The 16935-nt window shown below is 67.7% G+C and carries 20 protein-coding genes and 1 other RNA gene; 16 read left to right on the top strand and 5 right to left on the bottom strand.

All coding sequences use genetic code 11. From position 1 onward, the window contains the following. Positions 1–109: 109 nt before the first annotated feature. The 6 genes from HHAL_RS06025 (at position 110) to HHAL_RS12595 (ending at position 3128) form a co-directional block, all read left to right on the top strand. Entirely contained in the window at positions 110–322 is a 213-nt protein-coding gene (locus HHAL_RS06025; RefSeq protein ID WP_011813981.1) for a TIGR02449 family protein, read from the top strand. A 3-nt stretch (positions 323–325) separates the two neighbouring features. Further along, the gene (locus HHAL_RS06020; protein ID WP_011813980.1) at positions 326–616 is read left to right on the top strand and encodes a cell division protein ZapA; all 291 of its coding nucleotides are present in this window, start codon (positions 326–328) and stop codon (positions 614–616) included. A gap of 45 nt (positions 617–661) precedes the next feature. Beyond that, positions 662–845, top strand: a non-coding RNA gene (gene ssrS, locus HHAL_RS12990) — 6S RNA. 68 nt (positions 846–913) lie between these two features. After that, positions 914–1525, top strand: coding sequence for a 5-formyltetrahydrofolate cyclo-ligase (locus HHAL_RS06015; protein WP_011813979.1), 612 nt, complete (start codon positions 914–916; stop codon positions 1523–1525). Then, entirely contained in the window at positions 1522–1986 is a 465-nt protein-coding gene (locus HHAL_RS06010) for an EVE domain-containing protein (RefSeq protein ID WP_011813978.1), read from the top strand. The genes HHAL_RS06015 and HHAL_RS06010 overlap by 4 nt, the downstream gene beginning before the upstream one ends. Positions 1987–2117: 131 nt before the next feature. Next, positions 2118–3128, top strand: coding sequence for a glucosaminidase domain-containing protein (locus HHAL_RS12595; protein ID WP_049751475.1), 1011 nt, complete (start codon positions 2118–2120; stop codon positions 3126–3128). Between the two features lie 19 nt (positions 3129–3147). On the opposite strand, the gene HHAL_RS05995 is transcribed toward HHAL_RS12595, so the two are convergent. Both HHAL_RS05995 and ilvA read right to left on the bottom strand, forming a co-directional pair. Then, positions 3148–4260, bottom strand: coding sequence for a polysaccharide deacetylase family protein (locus HHAL_RS05995; RefSeq protein WP_011813976.1), 1113 nt, complete (start codon positions 4258–4260; stop codon positions 3148–3150). A gap of 25 nt (positions 4261–4285) precedes the next feature. Beyond that, entirely contained in the window at positions 4286–5857 is a 1572-nt protein-coding gene (gene ilvA, locus HHAL_RS05990; protein WP_011813975.1) for a threonine ammonia-lyase, biosynthetic, read from the bottom strand. A gap of 71 nt (positions 5858–5928) precedes the next feature. Between ilvA and rpiA the strand changes: the two genes are divergently transcribed. Further along, on the top strand, positions 5929–6588 hold the full coding sequence (rpiA, locus tag HHAL_RS05985) for a ribose-5-phosphate isomerase RpiA (RefSeq protein WP_011813974.1): 660 nt from the start codon (positions 5929–5931) through the stop codon (positions 6586–6588). A 23-nt stretch (positions 6589–6611) separates the two neighbouring features. After that, positions 6612–6821 carry a DUF2905 domain-containing protein gene (locus tag HHAL_RS05980; RefSeq protein WP_200343001.1) on the top strand — a complete coding sequence of 70 codons (210 nt, stop codon included), beginning with the start codon at positions 6612–6614 and terminating at the stop codon, positions 6819–6821. A gap of 8 nt (positions 6822–6829) precedes the next feature. Here HHAL_RS05980 and HHAL_RS05975 read toward each other — a convergent pair whose 3' ends face one another. After that, complete coding sequence (locus HHAL_RS05975; protein ID WP_011813972.1) at positions 6830–7069, bottom strand: MoaD/ThiS family protein; 240 nt, start codon at positions 7067–7069, stop codon at positions 6830–6832. Between the two features lie 111 nt (positions 7070–7180). Between HHAL_RS05975 and menA the strand changes: the two genes are divergently transcribed. The 3 genes from menA to HHAL_RS05960 all read left to right on the top strand — a co-directional run bounded on the left by menA (position 7181) and on the right by HHAL_RS05960 (position 9593). Next, complete coding sequence (gene menA, locus HHAL_RS05970; RefSeq protein ID WP_011813971.1) at positions 7181–8119, top strand: 1,4-dihydroxy-2-naphthoate octaprenyltransferase; 939 nt, start codon at positions 7181–7183, stop codon at positions 8117–8119. A gap of 126 nt (positions 8120–8245) precedes the next feature. Then, positions 8246–8713 (top strand): DoxX family protein, encoded by a 468-nt coding sequence (locus HHAL_RS05965; RefSeq protein WP_011813970.1) that lies wholly within the window; start codon positions 8246–8248, stop codon positions 8711–8713. 10 nt (positions 8714–8723) lie between these two features. Continuing rightward, positions 8724–9593: a PH domain-containing protein gene (locus tag HHAL_RS05960; RefSeq protein WP_011813969.1), complete on the top strand. Its 870-nt coding sequence runs from the start codon at positions 8724–8726 to the stop codon at positions 9591–9593. A gap of 13 nt (positions 9594–9606) precedes the next feature. On the opposite strand, the gene HHAL_RS05955 is transcribed toward HHAL_RS05960, so the two are convergent. Then, positions 9607–10980: an ABC1 kinase family protein gene (locus tag HHAL_RS05955; RefSeq protein ID WP_011813968.1), complete on the bottom strand. Its 1374-nt coding sequence runs from the start codon at positions 10978–10980 to the stop codon at positions 9607–9609. Further along, positions 10977–11501: a c-type cytochrome gene (locus tag HHAL_RS05950; protein ID WP_011813967.1), complete on the bottom strand. Its 525-nt coding sequence runs from the start codon at positions 11499–11501 to the stop codon at positions 10977–10979. The genes HHAL_RS05955 and HHAL_RS05950 overlap by 4 nt, the downstream gene beginning before the upstream one ends. Positions 11502–11641: 140 nt before the next feature. Here HHAL_RS05950 and HHAL_RS05945 point away from each other — a divergent pair, with 140 nt between their 5' ends. The 5 genes from HHAL_RS05945 to HHAL_RS05925 all read left to right on the top strand — a co-directional run bounded on the left by HHAL_RS05945 (position 11642) and on the right by HHAL_RS05925 (position 16895). After that, on the top strand, positions 11642–12316 hold the full coding sequence (locus tag HHAL_RS05945; protein WP_144446107.1) for a hypothetical protein: 675 nt from the start codon (positions 11642–11644) through the stop codon (positions 12314–12316). A gap of 2 nt (positions 12317–12318) precedes the next feature. Next, positions 12319–12867 carry a DUF2058 domain-containing protein gene (locus tag HHAL_RS05940; RefSeq protein ID WP_011813965.1) on the top strand — a complete coding sequence of 183 codons (549 nt, stop codon included), beginning with the start codon at positions 12319–12321 and terminating at the stop codon, positions 12865–12867. 365 nt (positions 12868–13232) lie between these two features. Further along, on the top strand, positions 13233–15341 hold the full coding sequence (locus HHAL_RS05935; protein ID WP_242464206.1) for a molybdopterin-containing oxidoreductase family protein: 2109 nt from the start codon (positions 13233–13235) through the stop codon (positions 15339–15341). After that, on the top strand, positions 15338–16117 hold the full coding sequence (locus tag HHAL_RS05930; protein ID WP_011813963.1) for a 4Fe-4S dicluster domain-containing protein: 780 nt from the start codon (positions 15338–15340) through the stop codon (positions 16115–16117). Before HHAL_RS05935 ends, HHAL_RS05930 begins: the two co-directional genes overlap by 4 nt. Continuing rightward, the gene (locus tag HHAL_RS05925) at positions 16110–16895 is read left to right on the top strand and encodes a formate dehydrogenase subunit gamma (protein ID WP_011813962.1); all 786 of its coding nucleotides are present in this window, start codon (positions 16110–16112) and stop codon (positions 16893–16895) included. Before HHAL_RS05930 ends, HHAL_RS05925 begins: the two co-directional genes overlap by 8 nt. Positions 16896–16935 lie beyond the last annotated feature (40 nt).

Below are 16935 nucleotides of genomic sequence, written 5' to 3'. Positions count from 1 at the left end.
CACCCTCGTCTGTCGTCGATCAGGGATGGTCCCATCCTAACAGTGGCGCCGCTGATTGACCGGGCCCGACCGGGGCACTATAGTCGGCGATCAGGGGAGGTGACTCCAAGTGTCTGATTACTCGGTCGAAGAGCTGGTGCGTCTGGAGCAGCGCATCGAGCAGCTGCTGCGCCAGCACGAGCGCCTGCGCGAGGAAAACCGCCTGCTTCGCGAGGCGCAGGAGCAGCTCCAGGCGGATCGGGCGGCGCTTCAGGAAAAGAACGAACTCGCCCGTTCCCAGATCGAGTCGATGATCAGCCGGCTCAAGGCGATGGAGCAGTAGCGCATGACCGAAGCGGTCAAGGTACGCATCCTGGATCAGGACTTTACCGTCGCGTGTCCTGAGGACGCCAAGAACGAGTTGCTGCAATCTGCCGATTATGTGGATCGCAAGATGCGCGAGATCCGCAAGAGCGGCAACGTGGTCGGCACGGACCGGGTGGCGGTGGTGGCGGCGCTGAACATCGCCTACGAACTGCTCAGCGTGCAGGCCGAGAACGAGCAGTTGGCGGACGTGCGCCAGCGCCTGGCCCGGCTCGACGCCCGCATCTCCGAGGCGGTCGACGGCAGCTCCTGAGATCGCTTGCACGAAGCGCCGCGGTGGGTGATCATGAAATCACGACATCCCCTGCGGTGTTCGATCTCAGGCCGAGTTATCTTGAGCCTCAGAGCAATGCCCAAGGGACCGGGCGTGGGTTGACCGGTGTGCATGTCCGCCGCGAGCGGAAAGCCTAAGGCAGCTCCCCCCGTCCCTACCTGAACCGAAGGGTTCAAGGGCAGGCCTGTACGGCATGCGCGGGGGGTGTCCTTATTTCTTCTGCCCCGGTACCCCGCAAGATCCCCTTCGCCCCCCGTTATTCCGAGGAGTGCCGCCGTGGAGGCCAAGCGCGACATCCGTCGCCGATTGCGCAACCGCCGACGCCGGATCCCGGCCGGCGAGCGCCGTCGCGCCGAGCTGCGCCTGCGTGACGAGACCCTCAGGCTGGTCGAGACCCAGGGGGTGCAGCGGGTGGCCGGTTACCTCGATGCCGACGGCGAGGCGCCCACCGGGGCGATCCTCAACGCGCTGCACCAGCGCGGGCAGGCGATCTATCTGCCGGCGCTGCGCCGACAGTGCCGGCGCATGGGCTTTCGCCGCTGGGCCCCCGAGGCGCCGCTGCGCCCCAATCGTTACGGTGTCCCCGAACCGCCGCCAGGCCTGGCGGCAGAGCTGCCGGTCCGGGATCTGGATCTGGTGCTGGCGCCGCTGGTCGCCTTCGATCCCGCCGGGCGCCGACTGGGTATGGGCGGGGGGTTCTACGACGCCACCTTCGCGAGGTTGCGGCGGTACCCCTGGCACCCGCCGCGCATCGTGGGCCTGGCGTTCAGTTCCCAGGAGGTGGCGCAGTTGCCCGGCGACGCGTGGGATCTGCCCCTGGAGGGGGTGATCACCGAGCGCGGCTATGTCAGGCTGCCGGTGCGTACGGTCGGATTGGGGAGCGCATGAACCGCTGGGTGATGAAGTCCGAGCCCGATGTGTTCGGCATCGATGATCTAGCCGCGGCGCCGCAGGGTACGGACCGATGGGACGGGGTGCGTAACTATCAGGTGCGCAACATGATCCGCGACCACATGCGCCCCGGCGATGCCGCCTTCTTCTACCACTCCAATACCCGTCCGCCGGGGGTGGTCGGGGTGATGGAGGTGGTCAGTGGCCCCTACCCGGATCCTACGGCCTTCGATCCGGACGACCTCCACTACGATCCGAAGAGCACCCCGGAGGCCCCACGCTGGTATTGCGTTGATGTCCGTTTCCGCGAGCGCTTGCCGCGGCAGGTCACCCTGCAGGAACTGCGCGAGTGTCCTGATCTGGAAGGTTTCCCGCTGATCCGGCGGGGCAACCGCCTGTCCATCGTCCCGGTCACCGAGGCCCAATGGGCGGTCATTCGCCGACTCGCTGAGGGCTGAGCGAGGCCGCCTGCCCCGGGGCGCCCGCAGTAGCCGGGCTCATTTTCCGCTGGCCGTGGCCGATCCCCTTCTACGAGGCTGGTGTCATCGTTGCGGCGCCGGCCACAGTCGATCGATAAGGAGCCGACGCGATGATGACCGAAACCGGGATGAAAGACTGGCGCATCGGCCGCTGGGTGGCCATCAGCGCGGGCCTGGCGGTCCTCGTCGCCGCGCCGGTGGCCTACTGGGCTTATCAGTCCACCGAGGAGCGGGTCGAGGGGGAGTCTGCTGAGCCGCCATCGGACGTGGTGGATCCGGAGCCGTTCCGGGTGCCCGAGCTGACCTTCGTCGAGGCCGATGGCAGTGAGGCCATGCTCGAGCGGCTGCGTGAGCGCGGTGGGGAGCAGTGGCCCCCCGACGCACAGGTCCCGCCGGTGACCGCCGCCAGCTTCCCCGACGATCTCGCCGAGGTGGACGTGCAGACCCGCAAGGAGGTCTTCTTCCGCATCCTGACTCCCATTGTCCTGGCCGAGAACGCCCGTCTGCGCGAGGCGCGGGAGTTCGTGGCCGAGGTCGGGGAGCGCCACGAGGCGCTCGAAGGGGCTGCCCGCGAGCGCCTGGAGGGCCTGGCTGCGCATTATCGAGTCGATCTCGACGACGACGGGGCTATCGAGGAGCTGCTGCGCCGCCTGGATGAGATCCCGGCGGATATGGCGGTGGCCCAGGCCGCCAACGAGAGCGGCTGGGGGACCTCACGCTTTACCCGACAGGCCAATAACCTCTTCGGCGAGTGGACCTGGACCCAGGAGGAAGGCCTGGTACCCGAGCGCCGCGGCGAGGGCGAGACCCACCGTATTCGGGTCTTCCCTTCCCTGCAGCGATCCGTCCGCTCCTACTACTTCACCCTGAACGTCGGTCACGCCTACGACGAGCTGCGCGATCTGCGGGCCCGGATGCGCGACGAGGGGGGAGAGCTCGACGGGGAGGCTTTGAGTGCGGGGCTGACCGCCTACTCGGAGCGTGGCGAGGCTTACGTGGAGGAGGTGCGGTCGATGATTCGCTTCAACGAGCTCCAGCGGCTCAACGGCCTGCGTCTGGAGGATGTGGAGCGGCAGCCGACGGAACTGGCGCAGGCCGAGGCGGAGGCGGACGGGGAGTGACCGCCTCCGCCGCCCGGGCTCAGTCGTTCAGCCACTGCTTGCTGAACCAGAAGAAACGCCCGCTGCCGTCGCGGTGCGGGGCTGTGCAGTTATAGCGGGCACGGCCCTGGCCGAAGGGCTCCTCGGCCTGGACGGCGAAACGCGTCTGCTCGTCGTCCAACCACTCCACCTCCATGGCCCCCTGACCGCTGGCAAAGCAGTTCAGCCGGCCGGCGCCGACATCGTGATCCTCGGCCAGCTGGATCTCCATGCGGGGTGGGTTGTTGTCGTCGTCGAGGAGCGGATCGAAGGGCTCCATCGTCTCGATCGGCAGCGGTAGGCTGTTGGCGCGCAGCTCGAAGTCGTCCATGTCGCCGAATTGCTCGTTGACCGCGAAGCGCGGCAGGGCACGCTTGTCACTGAGCGGTCCGACGGCCCCCGAGTGCTGCCCGAAGGCGGTGTACCCCTTGTCGCGCAGCAGTTCGGCGAGTTCCGGATCGTATTCGCCGAACGGATAGGCGTAGAGCTTGGGGTCGGTGTTCACATCCTCGCCGAGCTCCTCCTGCAGGCGTCTCTGGGCGTTGTTGACGTCCTCGCGCATGCGCGCCCGCCACGCCTCATCGTCCTCCTCGTCGTGGTCCCGGCGGACCAGGTAGTCGTGGCTCGAGGAGTGGTTGGCGAAGCGAACCAGCCCGGAGTCGCGCATCTCGCGCATCTGATCCCAGTCCATGTAGGCGGAGCGGCCGGAGTCGACGTCGTCCGTGGCGACGAAGACGGTCATCGGCCAGTCGCGCTCTTTCAGGCGCGGGAACGCCTCTTCGTAGACGGACGCGTAGGCGTCGTCGACCGTGATCGACACCGTGCGCTCGGGGATCTCGCCGCCGTGGCGTAGGATGTCGATGACCCACTCGATCGGCCAGACGTTGAAGTCCTCCTCCTCGAGGTAGTCGAGCTGCGCCTCGAACTGCTCGAGGCTGACGCTGGTCGAGGGGTAGCGGTCCTCGCCGAAGCGGTGGTACATGAAGACCACTGCGCTGCCCTGGGGGTCGGCTTCCGGATCCTTCTCCGGTGGGTTCTGCCCGAGCGCGTGGCTGGTGCCTGCCGTCAGGGCGGCCAGGGTGACACCAGCCGGCAGCCAGGTGCGTGGGTGCATAGGGGATCTCCTCATGTGAGCAGGCTCAACTCAGGAAAAGTTTGTAGGCCGGATTGTCCGTTTCCTCCACGAAGCTGTAATCGAGCTCGTGGAGGAACTCCTGGAAGGCCTCGCGCGCCTCGGTGGGTACCTGGATCCCGCACAGCACCCGACCGTAGGCGGCGCCGTTGTTGCGGTAATGGAACAGGCTGATGTTCCAGCGTCCGCCCAGGCTGGCCAGGAACTGCATCAGGGCACCGGGGCGCTCCGGGAACTCGAAGCGGTAGACCACCTCGTCGGCGACCCCGTGACCGCGGCCGCCGACCATATGACGCACATGGACCTTGGCCATCTCGTCCTGGGTCAGGTCGAGCACCGGATAGCCCTGCTCGCGCAGGCGATCAACCAGCGCGTGCCGCTCCTCGCTCCCGTTCTGCAGCGCCACGCCGGCGTAGACGTGGGCGGTGTCCGGGTCGGCCATGCGGTAGTTGAACTCGGTGATCGGCCGCTCGCCGATGGTCTCGCAGAAGCGCCGGAAGGCCCCCGGGCGCTCGGGGATGGTGACCGCCAGCACCGCCTCGCGGTGCTCGCCCAGCTCGGCGCGTTCGGCCACGTGGGAGAGCCGTGAGAAGTTCATGTTGGCGCCGCTGTTGATGGCCACCAGGGTTTCGTTGCGGATCCCGTGCCCGCTGGCGTACTTCTTGGCACCGGCCACGCCCAGGGCACCGGCCGGTTCGAGGATCGAGCGGGTCTCCTCGAAGACCTCCTTGATCGAGGCGCAGATCTCGTCGGTGCTGACCAGCACCACCTCGTCGATGTGGCGGCGCAGGATCGGCCAGGTGTGCTCGCCCACCTGGCGCACCGCCACCCCGTCGGCGAACAGCCCCACCTGGTCGAGGCGGACTCGCTCGTCCCGATCGAGGCTGGTGGCCAGGGTCGGTGCATCCTCGGGCTCGACGGCCACGATGCGGATATCCGGGCGCAGCTGACTGATGTAGACGGCGATGCCTGCCGCCAGCCCTCCACCGCCTACCGGGATGAATACGGCGTGGATGTCGCGCGGGTGCTGGTGGAGGATCTCCATGCCCACCGTGCCCTGCCCGGCGATGACGTCGGGGTGGTCGTACGGCGGGATGTAGGTCAGGCCGTGGCTCTCGATCAGCTCCTGCGCCTTGGCCGAGGCCGCGTCGTAGCCGTCGCCGTGCAGGACCACGTTGCCGCCGAAGCGGCGCACGGCATCCACCTTGATCTGAGGCGTGGTCCGGGGCATGACGATGGTCGCCTCGATCCCGAGCCGCCGGGCCGAGAGGGCCACGCCCTGGGCATGGTTGCCCGCCGAGGCGCAGATCACCCCGCGCTGGCGGGCTTCCTCGGAAAGGCGGATGATGCGGTTGTAGGCGCCGCGTAGCTTGAAAGAGAAGACCGGCTGGAGGTCTTCGCGCTTGAGCAGCAGGTGATTGCCCATGCGTGCCGAGAGGATGGGGGCGGCCTCCAGCGGCGTCTGCTCGGCAACGTCGTAGACGCAGGCGGTCAGGATGCGCTCGAGGTAGGCCCGTTGATCCTGTTCCAGGGCCGGTTTGTCGGCGTCGGGCTTGACTTGGTTATGATGGGTAGCCATATCGCCTACAGCATACCGCTAGCGGCGGTCGTACCGAACCCACTCGAAGCAAATCAGATTCAGGAGTCGAGATGAGCGATCAGGGAAAGCGTCTGGCCGCCGAGGCGGCGCTCGAATACGTCGAGGAGGATGCCTACGTGGGCGTCGGCACCGGCTCGACGGTGAATCTTTTCATCGATGCTCTGGCGGATATGCGCGATCGCATCGCCGGTGCGGTCTCCAGCTCCGAGGCGAGTACGCAACGGCTGCGCGATCGCGGTATCGACGTGATCGACCTCAATAGCGCCGGCCGCCTGCCGGTGTACGTCGACGGCGCCGACGAGGCCAACCGCTTCCTGCAGCTGATCAAGGGGGGCGGCGGTGCGCTCACCCGCGAGAAGATCGTTGCCTCGGCGTCGGATCGGTTCGTCTGCGTGGCCGATGACGGCAAGATGGTCGATGTCCTCGGGGCCTTCCCGCTGCCGGTGGAGGTGATCCCGATGGCGCGCAGCACCGTGGCCCGGGAACTGGTCCGTCTCGGGGGGCGGCCGGAGCTGCGCGAGGGATTCACCACGGACAACGGCAACGTCATCCTGGATGTCCACGGTCTGTCCATCACTGAGCCGATCAAGCTTGAGCAGACCCTGAACAACATCCCGGGTGTGGTGACCAACGGCATCTTCGCCCTGCGCCCGGCGGATCTGCTGCTGTTGGGCAGCGACTCGGGCGTGCGACGTCTCAAGGCAGAGTAGCAGGCGCACCACGGGAGGTGGCCGTGTCGGACATCCCCCGGATGCTGATCGTCCTGGGCGTCCTGCTGGTGCTCGTCGGGCTGGCCTGGCCCTGGATCGACAAGCTCGGTCTGGGTCGCTTGCCCGGCGACATCGCCATCGAGCGGGACGGCTTCCGTTTCTACTTCCCCATCACCACCATGCTGGTGATCAGTGGGGTGGTTACCCTGCTGCTGTGGTTGTTCCGCAAATAACCGGCGGCTCAGCCACCACTGACCGGCGGCAACAGGATCAGGGTGCTGTCCTCGTTCACCGGAGTGTCCTGCGGGACGAGCGTGTCGCCCATGGCCACGGCCACTTGCGGCAGGTGGCTGGCTAGCTCGGGACAGGCGTCGGCAGCCGCATCCAGCGCGGCGGCCACGGTGCCCTCAGTCGGCGCCGGGAGTTCCAGTCGTGTCGTGCCGGCGGCCTCGGTGAGTACCCCGTACAGCTCCATCCGCATGGCTGTCCCCCTCCCGTGTCAGACTGGACCTCTCCCCGCGGACCGGTCACAATCGCCGCATCCCGGCGCGGTTCGCGCTCCGTTCGTTCTTGCTGCTGAACAGGTTCTCGCATGGATCGGTCGATGACGCAAATGTCCCCGCGCCCGTCCTGGCCGACGATCGTCTGGCACGCGATCCGGCCGCGCACGCTACCGCTTTCCCTGTCCCCGATCCTCGCGGGGTCCGCTGTGGGGTGGGTAGAGAGCGGCGTCCTGCGCCTCGACGTGACCCTGGTGGCGGCGTTATCGACGGCAGCGATCCAGATCGGGACCAACCTGCAGAACGACGCCGCCGACACCCTGAACCAGACCGACAGCGCCGAGCGCATCGGTCCGGTGCGGGTCACCGAGCGCGGTTGGCTGACTCCGCGGCAGGTCATGGCGGCCGCCTACGGTGCCTTCGCCCTGGCGCTGTTCTGTGGTCTCTACCTGGTGGCGATCGGCGGCCTGCCCATTCTGGTGCTCGGCATCCTCTCGGTACTGGCCGGATACGCCTACTCCGGCGGCCCGTTCCCGATCTCCCGCGGTCCGCTGGGGGAGTTGTTTGTCATCTTCTTCTTCGGGTTGGTCGCCGTCGGCGGTGTGGTCTACCTGTATACCGGGTCGATCAGTCCACCCGCGCTGGTGATGGGAGTGACCCTCGGGCTGCCGGCCGCAGCCGTGCTGCTGGTCAACAATCTGCGTGATCGCGAGGGCGACCGCGAGGCCGGGCGCGCGACGCTGGCCATCCTGCTCGGACCGGTGGGTTCGGTCTGGTTGTTCGGTGGCCTGCTCGCCGGTGTGGCGCTGGGGCTGCTCGGTATGGTTGCGTTCGGCGTGCCGTGGACCGGCGCCGCCCTGGGGCTGGCTGTGCTGCCCTTCGGGGTAAGGATCTGGCGCGCGCTGATGGGCGCGGCCAGCGGCGAGGATTACAATCAGTGCCTGGCCCGCACCGGGGTGTTCCAGCTGCTGCTCGCCCTGGTCGCCGGGGCCGGGTTGGTGGTCGGGGCGTATCTGCACGGGGCCGCGTAGCGGCCCGGCAGGACGCGGCGCCGCGGATTGTTGATAGGGTCCGGGCCAGGCGCTATGGTCCGGCTGATTGCCTGCGCGGCGGTGCCCGCGCCGGTTTCACATCGACAGTCAGAGAGGCTAGCGATCATGCAAACGGCGCGAGATCTGCTTTTTGGGGGTGTGGCTCCGACCACGCTGGTGGCCGATGCCGGGCTGACCGCGCTGCGGATCGGCGCCGGTTTGATGATGGCCGTCGGCCACGGCCTCCCCAAGATCCCTCCGCAGGAGGGGTTCGTCGGCATGGTGGAGGGGCTCGGCCTGCCCCTGCCGCTGTTCTTTGCCTGGCTGGCCGGGGTTGCCGAGTTCTTCGGCGGCCTGCTGCTCGCCGCCGGTCTGCTCACCCGTCCCGCTGCGGCCGCGATCCTCGGCACCATGCTGGTGGCCGCCTTCGGGGTGCACTTCGCTGCGGGTGATCCGCTGTTTGCCGTCGATGGCCCGAGCGCCGAGATGGCCGTGCTTTACGCGTTCGTCGCCCTGGCGTTCATGCTGGTCGGCTCCGGCCGGATCGGTATGGACCACCTGGTGCGGGAGCGTTTCGCGCGGCTGATACCCTGAGGGAGGAGTCATGAACGAGGAAGAGGTCAACACGCCCGCGGAAGAGACTTGGACGAGCCGGCTGGGGCGCTGGGTCAACATCGCCCTGGCCATCGGTGCCCTGGTCTCCCTGATCGGGACGTTCATCGTCTGGGGCGAGGGCGCGTTCGGCTTCCTGCTGGCGTTTGTCGTCCTCTTCCCGGCCGCCCTGGTCTCGGCGTTGATGCGGTGGTGGCCGCGGCATTCGGCCCAGGGGGTGCGGGATGGCCTCGGGTGGCGGCGCCGCCTCTACATCACCGCGGCCGGTATCGCCTTCGCATCGCTCACCTGCCTGCTGATCGGTGTGGGCTGGTTCGGCACCGCGCCCGGGACCATGCTGCTGGTGGCCGGCACCATGCTGCTACCGCCGGCGGTCATCCTGGGGCTGCTGGCGTTCTCCTTGCGCGACCGCGAGCGCCTGGCGGAGTCTGCGCTCGGTCCCGACGAACCGATCGTCTACCAGGCCGAGGTGCACTGGGGCGTATTCATCCCCAGCATTCTGGTCATCACCGCGACGCTGGTGCTGTTCATAGCGCCACTGGGTACGGTGGGGCACGTCCTGGCTACCATCCTCTACCTCATCGTGCTGCCAGCCACAGCGGCCCACGCGCTGACTGTCTTCCTCAACACCGAACTGGAGCTGACCCCGAACAAGCTGGTTGCTAGCACCGGGCTGATCGTGCGTACGTCGCGGGTCTTCGATCGGGAGCACATCCAGGCAGTGGGGGTCAACTACGGTTGGCTGGGCCGCATACTCGGCTACGGTCGGGTGGGCGTCATCTGCAAGGATGGCACCAGCTTCAAGGTGCCCGGCGTCGTCGATCCCGACGGTCTGCGCCACATCGTCACTCGCGGGCTGTAACCACCCCTGGGGACTAGCCGGGGGCGGTGGTTCCCGGCGCTGCGGCGCCGGGGGCGGCCGTCAGGTAGGGGTCGATCAGTCCTTGTAGATCGACACGCGCCTGTAGGCGCCGGCAGAGCATGAAGATACCCATGAACTTGCGGTGCAGAAACAGCGTGTCCGACGCCGGTGTGCCGGCAAAGCGGTCGCTGAAGAACATGGTCCGCCCCCGGTGGTAGACCCGCTCGAACAGATCCGAGGCGCCGAAGTCGTATGCGCCGGGGTGACGCAGCGGTTCGCTGGTCATCTCCAGCAGTTCCAGCAGCGAGCCGACTTGCTCGGCCGAGGCCTCCGGCTCCAGGTAGCCTAGTTCCCGCGCGCACGCCTCGAGGCTGTCACGATCCCGATCCCGGGCGGCGCGTCCCAGGCGTCGATAGATCTCCACCAGTTCCGGGCGCACCGAATGCGTGGCACCGAAATCGAGTAGCACCACGCGGCCCTGCCCGGCGTCGTAGAGGAAGTTGCTGAAATTGGGGTCGGTCTGTACCAATCGGAATTCGAACAGCTCGCGGAGCGCGAGGCGGCTGAGCAGGGAGGCCGCGTGGTCGCGCAGCGCGGCGGCCTCCCCGCCCCGGTCGGCCAGCTGGTCGATCGGCGTGCCGTGGACGTAGTCCATGGCGAGTACCCGGGGGGTGGACAGGTCCCGGTGGACCCCCGGCAGAACGATCTCCGGGTCGTCCCCAAGCGCTCGACCGTAAGCCTCCAATGCATCCGCCTCGGCCTCGTAGTCGGCCTCCCGGTGGAGCTGTTGCCGTGCCTCGTCGAGCAGGTTCTCGATCCGCAGGCCGCGGGGCATGATGCCGCCGTGGCGGAACACGAATCCGAGGTTGTCCAGGTCGCTGTCGATGCTCTCCCGCACCCCGGGGAACTGAATCTTCATCGCCAACTCACGGCCATCGGCTGCAACCGCCCGGTGTACCTGGCCGATGGAGGCGGCGGCGATGGGCGTGAAGTCGAACTCCCGGAAGCGCTTCAGCCATCCCTTGCCGAGCTCGCGGCGCAGCACGCTGTCGAGCTGGCTCAGTGGCATCGGGTCGGCCTCGTGGCGCAGCGCGCCCATGATCTCGGCAACCTCGGGGGCGAGGATGTCGGTGCCATCCATCGACATCAGCTGGCCCATCTTCATGACGGCGCCACGCATCCGCCCGAGCCGTTCGGTGATCCGTCGTGCGTGCGCAGGCGAGAGCTCGATGCGGCCCTGCCCTTCTTCACCGCTGCTCAGTTCACGCAGGCCGTTCCAGCCGATCCCCAGGGCCAGGTCCCCGGTGGCCCGCCCCAGGTGATAGAGGCGGCCCCACCGACTGCTGGGCACGGCGCGGCTGCGCCGCTCGTCCTTACCGCGGGTCATGCGTCCTCAAGGGTGGAGAGCATGTATTCGATGGCCTTGATCAGGTCGTCCTCGTCGGCCCGTCCGCGGTAGGCCGGCATGGCCCCCTTACCGCGCAGGGTCGCGTCGAGCAGCTCGTCCAGATCGCGGGAGCGGTCGGCCCAGTCCGCTTCCTGGCCGGTCACCGGAGCCCCGGCAATCCCGCGGTCGTGGCACGAGCGGCAGCTGGGTGCCGTGCCGCTGCGGTAGATGGCCAGTCCGGGATGGTCTTCGTTGTCTTCATTGGCGTGACTGGCCACCGGCTGTGCCACGGCCTCCTCTTCGGCCCGGGCGGTATCATCGGTAGCGACGCCGTTATGATCGGCCTCCGCCGGGGGTGCCGCGTCCTCCTGGGCGGCCTCCATCGGATCCTCTGCGGCCTCGAAGGCCTCCCCCTGCTCGTCCGTTTCGGGGCTTTCGTCCGGGGCGGACGAATCGTTGCAACCGGCCAGGGCCAGCAGCCCCGCCGCCATCAGCGCCAACATCCAGTACCGCACGTGCATGGTGCACTCCTCTTGCCGAACACGGTGTATCCGTCCCCTGCAGTGTAGGCTGGGCGCGGCCTTCCGTCACGCTTTAGCGGTTCACTCGGGCCGCGCGCATCGCGCCTCTGGTAAGGCCGGACCGGTAGTCAGTAAGCTGTATGGCAGTGTCAACTCTGGGGGTGCCCATGCATTGGAGTCGCGAGTCCTGGATCGGGCTGGCCGCGGTCGTCTTCGCCCTCCTGATCTACTATCTGCTGCACTGGGTGGGCATGGCTTTTCTGGATGCCATCTGGGCGGGCCACGGGTTGGAGCGCGGGGCTCCGGTGGCGGTGCTCCTCGGCCCCTTGGTGCTGGCCTTGGTCCTGGTGATCACCGCTGTGGTGGCGGCGGTACCGGCTTGGGGCCTGCTCTTCGCCATGGGGGTGGGGCGCTTCCTCGGTCACCGGGCCGGATTGTGGCCGCTACTCGGGCTCAGCGCCCCCGAGGGCGAAGATCTGCGCGCCCATCTTGGCCCCGGGCGCCACGCGCTGCGCACCGCCCTCGAGGCTGTGGTGGGCGTCGGTCTGTTCGTGCCGCTGGGTCTGCTCTACGGCAGCATCCTGGTCGCCGTGGGCGGTGGTGGGGCGCCCAGCGTACTGGTCACACTGCTCGGCTATGGTCTCGGTTTCGTCCTGGCCTGGGCGACGATGCGTCTGCTGGTCCGCTACTGGGGGCGGTTGGAGGCCCTGCGGGCCGACGCCCTGGCGCAGCTCGAGCGCGGGGCGCTGTGGCTCGATTTCATCGGGCAGCGTATCCTGCGCCAGCTCAACGGCGGTCGACTTCCGCGGGAGTAAAGATGGCGAACTCGTTGCATGACCAGCTCCTCAAGGCGGGGCTGGTGGATGAGAAGAAGGTCAAGCAGGCCCGGCGGGCCACGCCCAAGAAGAACAAGAAGAAGAAGGGCAAGGCCGCCGCCGAGCAGCCTGCCGAGCCCAGCGCGGCCGAGCGGGCCCGCCGTGAGGAGGCGGAACGTTCCCGGGCGCTCAACCGGCAGCGGCAGGCCGAGGCCGAGCGCAAGGCCGTGGAGGCCCAGATCCGTCAGCTCATCGAGACCCACCGCCAGGGGCGCGACGGAGCCGAGCTGCCCTACAACTTCCAGCACGGCAGCGTCATCCGCCAGCTGCTCGTGACCCCCGACCAGCGCGATCGCTTGGCTCAGGGGCGTCTGGCCATCGTCTGCCAGGAGGGGAGCTACGAGCTGGTGAGCCGCGAGGGGGCCGACAAGATCGCTGAACGCGACCCTGCGCGGGTGGTGGTCTGTAACGATCCTGCGGCCTCCGCCCAGGGTCCGGACGATGAGGACCCCTATGCCGGTTATGAGGTCCCCGACGATCTGATGTGGTAGCCGGTCGGTACGACCCTGCTGCGACCGAACAAGCAAACGCCTGCCTCTCACCCTCCAGGCGGGTCGGGGAAACGCCGCTCACTCTCTTCGGCAATGATCCCTCGCGCTGTCTCCGCCTCCCTCGGCGGCAAAGAATTGATCATATTCATTAGATTGCACCCGTCTGGGGAAGTGCGGCAGACTGCCTCGCTCAAGCGCGTGTTGGTCAGAGGAGAGTTGCCGTGCGGAAGTGGCGAGCTTTCGATCCCCGTCGGCGAGCCCTGCTTCAGGGGAGTCTGGCGGCTGGGGCGGCCACTGCGGTCGGGGTCCCGGAGAGTGCGCAGGCCCATCCCCGGGTACCGCGTAGTGCGGAACCTGCGCGAGCGATGGAGGACCACGTCTTCAGCTGGTGCAATCTTTGCCCCTGGCGCTGCGGTGTCATCGTCCGCCGCGATGACAACGGCCGGATCGCGCGTCTGGAGGGCAATCCTGATCACCCCCAGAACGAGGGGTTGCTGTGCTCCCGCGGGCATGCCGGGGTCATGGATGTCTACAACCAGGATCGGATCAAGCAGCCGCTGCTGCGCGACGGGCCGCGCGGCAGCGACCGCTGGCGGCCGGTGAGCTGGGACGAGGCGCTGGACTTGATCGGCGAACGCTTGCGTGCGGTTCGCGATGAGCACGGCCCACAGGGGATTTCCGTTCTCGCGCACAGCTACTGGAAAAAGCCCTATCACCGTCTGGCTCAGGCGCTCGGCACGCCCAACTTCATCGATTCGGTCTGGGCCATGTGCCTCGGTCCGCGAATGCTCTCCTACGAACTGGTGGCGGGCCGTCCGCTGACGGGCATTGAGACGCTGGACGTGCGCCGTACCCGCTACTTCCTCATCTTCGGACGCAATCTGGCCGAGTCGTTCCTGAACGGCGAGGTCCGTGACTGGATGCGGGCGCTCGCCGATGGCGCCAAGAGCGTCTACGTCGATCCGCGTCACACCATCACGGCTGATCGCTCCCACGAATGGCTCCCGATCCGGCCGCTGACGGACCACGCCTTGGTCCTTGCGCTCATCCATACGGTCATCGAGGAGGAGCTCTACGATTCGGCCTTCGTCGAGGACTACTGCACCGGCCTCGACGAGCTACGGGAGCGGGTGGCCGGCTATACACCCGAGTGGGCCGCCGAGGAGACCGACATCGACGCGGCGGACATCCGGCGAATCGCCCGGGAGATGGCCGAGGCGGCGCCTGCGGTTCTCGCCTATGCGCCGCGGCGGATGGCACGCACGCGCAATGACGTGGGTCTGGGGGTTGCGATCGCCGTGCTGAACAGCCTGTTCGGCGTTTGGGATCGGCACGGCGGGATCTTTCGGCCCCAGCGTCTGGAGATCCCGGAGCCGGATCTGCCGGAATTCCCGGAATCGGCCGCGGAGCCGATCGATGGGACCGGTGTCCCCGATCGCTACCCGCTCGCCAACCCGCAATTCGGGTTGGCGAGCACGTTTTGGTCGGCGCTGGCGGCGCAGGATCCGTATCCGGTCAAGGCGATGATCGCCGCCGGCAACAATGCCATGAAGAACACCGGGTTCCCGGGGGTGGTCCGGAGGGCGATCGATCAACTGGACCTGTTCGTTGCCACCGATATCCAGCCCAACGAGACGAACCGTCTGGCCGATGTCATCCTGCCGGAACCCAGCGCCTTGGAGCGCTACGACGACCTCCAAGAGGGCTGGGGATACCGGGGTTGGATCGCCGTGCGCATGCCGGGGATGGAGGCGCTCCACGACACCCGGGACCCCTGGCGGATCTGCCAGGGTATCGCTGCACAACTCGGCCTGGAGGACTATTTCCCCCACGGCAGCGTGCGCGAGCTCATCGAGGACCGCCTGGAGAAGGCCGGGTACGACTTCGAGGCGCTCGCCGAGAAGGGCGTGATCACGACGGAGGCGGATCCGGCCCACAACTTCCCCCGGGAGCACGGGGCGTCGTCACGGTTCGACACCCCCAGCGGCAAGGTTGAGCTGGTGCCGTCGCGGCTCGTGGAGCACGGGCTGGACGATGCCCTGGATTACCGTCGCGAGGTCGAACGCGGAGGCGGAGAGCTGCACTTTCTCTTCGGACGTGTCAGCTTCCACACGCATACGCGTACCCAGAACAACCCCTGGCTGGCCGGGTTCATGGAGGAGAACCCGCTCTGGATCCATGAAGAGACCGCCTCGGAGCGCGGCATTGTCGACGGAGATACCGTCGAGGTGATCGACAGCCGGGGGTGTCGGGAGGTATTCCACGCCCGGGTCACCGCACGGATCCGTCGCGATGCCGTCTACACCGCGCACGGCTACGGGCGTGATGATCCAAGACTCTCCGTGGCCCACGGTCGCGGTGGATCTGCAACCACCTTTGCCAGTCCGGATATCGATCCGACCAGTGGTGCCGCGGCCATGCTGCGCGGGCTGGTCCACGTGCGCCGTATTGAGCCTTCCGAGGGGGTCTCATGAGCCGCGATTACATCATGCTCGCCGATACAACACGCTGCATCGACTGCAAGGCGTGCGTCGTGGCCTGCCGCGCGGAGTGGGATGTACCGCTCGGCCATAGCCGGGACTGGGTGGCTAGCGCTGAGACGCGCACCGAGCAGGGGCAGCCGCAGCTGCACTTCTTCCCGGGACGATGCCAGCACTGTGATGAGGCGCCGTGCATCGACGCGTGCCCCACGGGTGCCGTGTTCAAACGCCAGGATGGGCTGGTCCTTCTTGAGCCGGCGCTGTGCTCCGGGTGTGAGCTCTGCGTGCCGGCGTGTCCCTACGGGGCCCGCTGGCTCGATCCGCGTACCGGGGTGGTGGATTCGTGCACGTTCTGCCAGCCGCTGATCGACGCCGGTCGGCAGCCGGCGTGCGTCGCCAGTTGTCCGACGGACGCCCTGCTCTTCGGCGATGCGGCGGACCCGGACAGTGAGGTGGCCCGGCGCCTTGAGGAAGATGGGGACTGGTTCACGCTGAGCACCGACGAGGTCGATTGCAAGCCACGGCACTATTATCGCACCGGTGACCGGGAGGTGCCCGAGGCGATGCTGCCGGAGCCCCCGGACCCGTATTGGACGCAGCGGGCATCGGAGTCCCTGGTCAATCCGTTGGCCAAGCTGGGGATCGGTGGCATGGCGGCGCTGTTCGCGGTAGCCGGAGCCAAGCGATTCCTCGACCGCCGGCGCGGGATCGCGGAGCAGGAGCCGTCGGGCGAGAAGCAGGCGACTCCGCGAGGGGGTGACGATGAGTGAACAGCTTAAGACGCAGGCGGGGAGTGGTTCGCAGGAGCTGCCGGAGCGGATTCGCATCCGGGACCGGGGCGGCATCGCCCTGCACTGGTTTAACGCCGGATGCTGGCTGGTGCTGGTCCTGACCGGGCTTGGGCTGAGTACCGGCGATAGCTGGCGACTGGTGCCGGCCTTCTGGCCGGAGCTGATGCAGGGCCTGTTTGGCGGCAACCGGCTGCTGATCAACGTCCACATCGCGGTCGGTCTGGTATGGATCGTCGGTGTCCTCACTTACCTGGCGCTGCGCTGGCGCAGCCACGTGGTGCCTTTCCTGCACGAGGTCCTGGTCGTCACGCCGCGCGATTTGACCCGTTCGCTGTGGATCACCGGCGTGATCCTGGGGCGTCTCCTCGGCTTGTTCCGCCAGGTCGAACTCCCGCCCACCTACAAGCTCAACGCCGCCCAGCGGCTGCTGGGCACTACGGTCGTTCTGGGCTCGGTGGCCATAGCGCTCAGTGGGCTCTACCTCTTTCTGGCGCCATCGCTGCTCAGCTTCCCGGACAGCTCCGTCTACGGCGCGCTCTACCGCACGTCTGTGCTGCTGCATGCCGCTGCGGTCTACCTGATCCTCATGGCGCTGGTCGCCCATATCTACTTCTCGACCGTGGAGCACAGGCCGGCCCTGGAGGGGATGCGCTCAGGCTATCTCAGCCTGGAATTCCTGCGCCGCGAGCGCCCGCTTTGGTATCAGGAGATCGTGGAGCGGTATCGCTCCGGGGAGTCCTCGGTCCGCGATGAATGATGGTGGGTGTCCGGTCGCCGGGCCCGGGCGGGACCCTGTT

The sequence above is a fragment of the Halorhodospira halophila SL1 genome, from assembly GCF_000015585.1.
GTDB classification, from domain to species: domain Bacteria; phylum Pseudomonadota; class Gammaproteobacteria; order Nitrococcales; family Halorhodospiraceae; genus Halorhodospira; species Halorhodospira halophila.
This window is presented reverse-complemented; position numbering and strand designations above follow the sequence as displayed.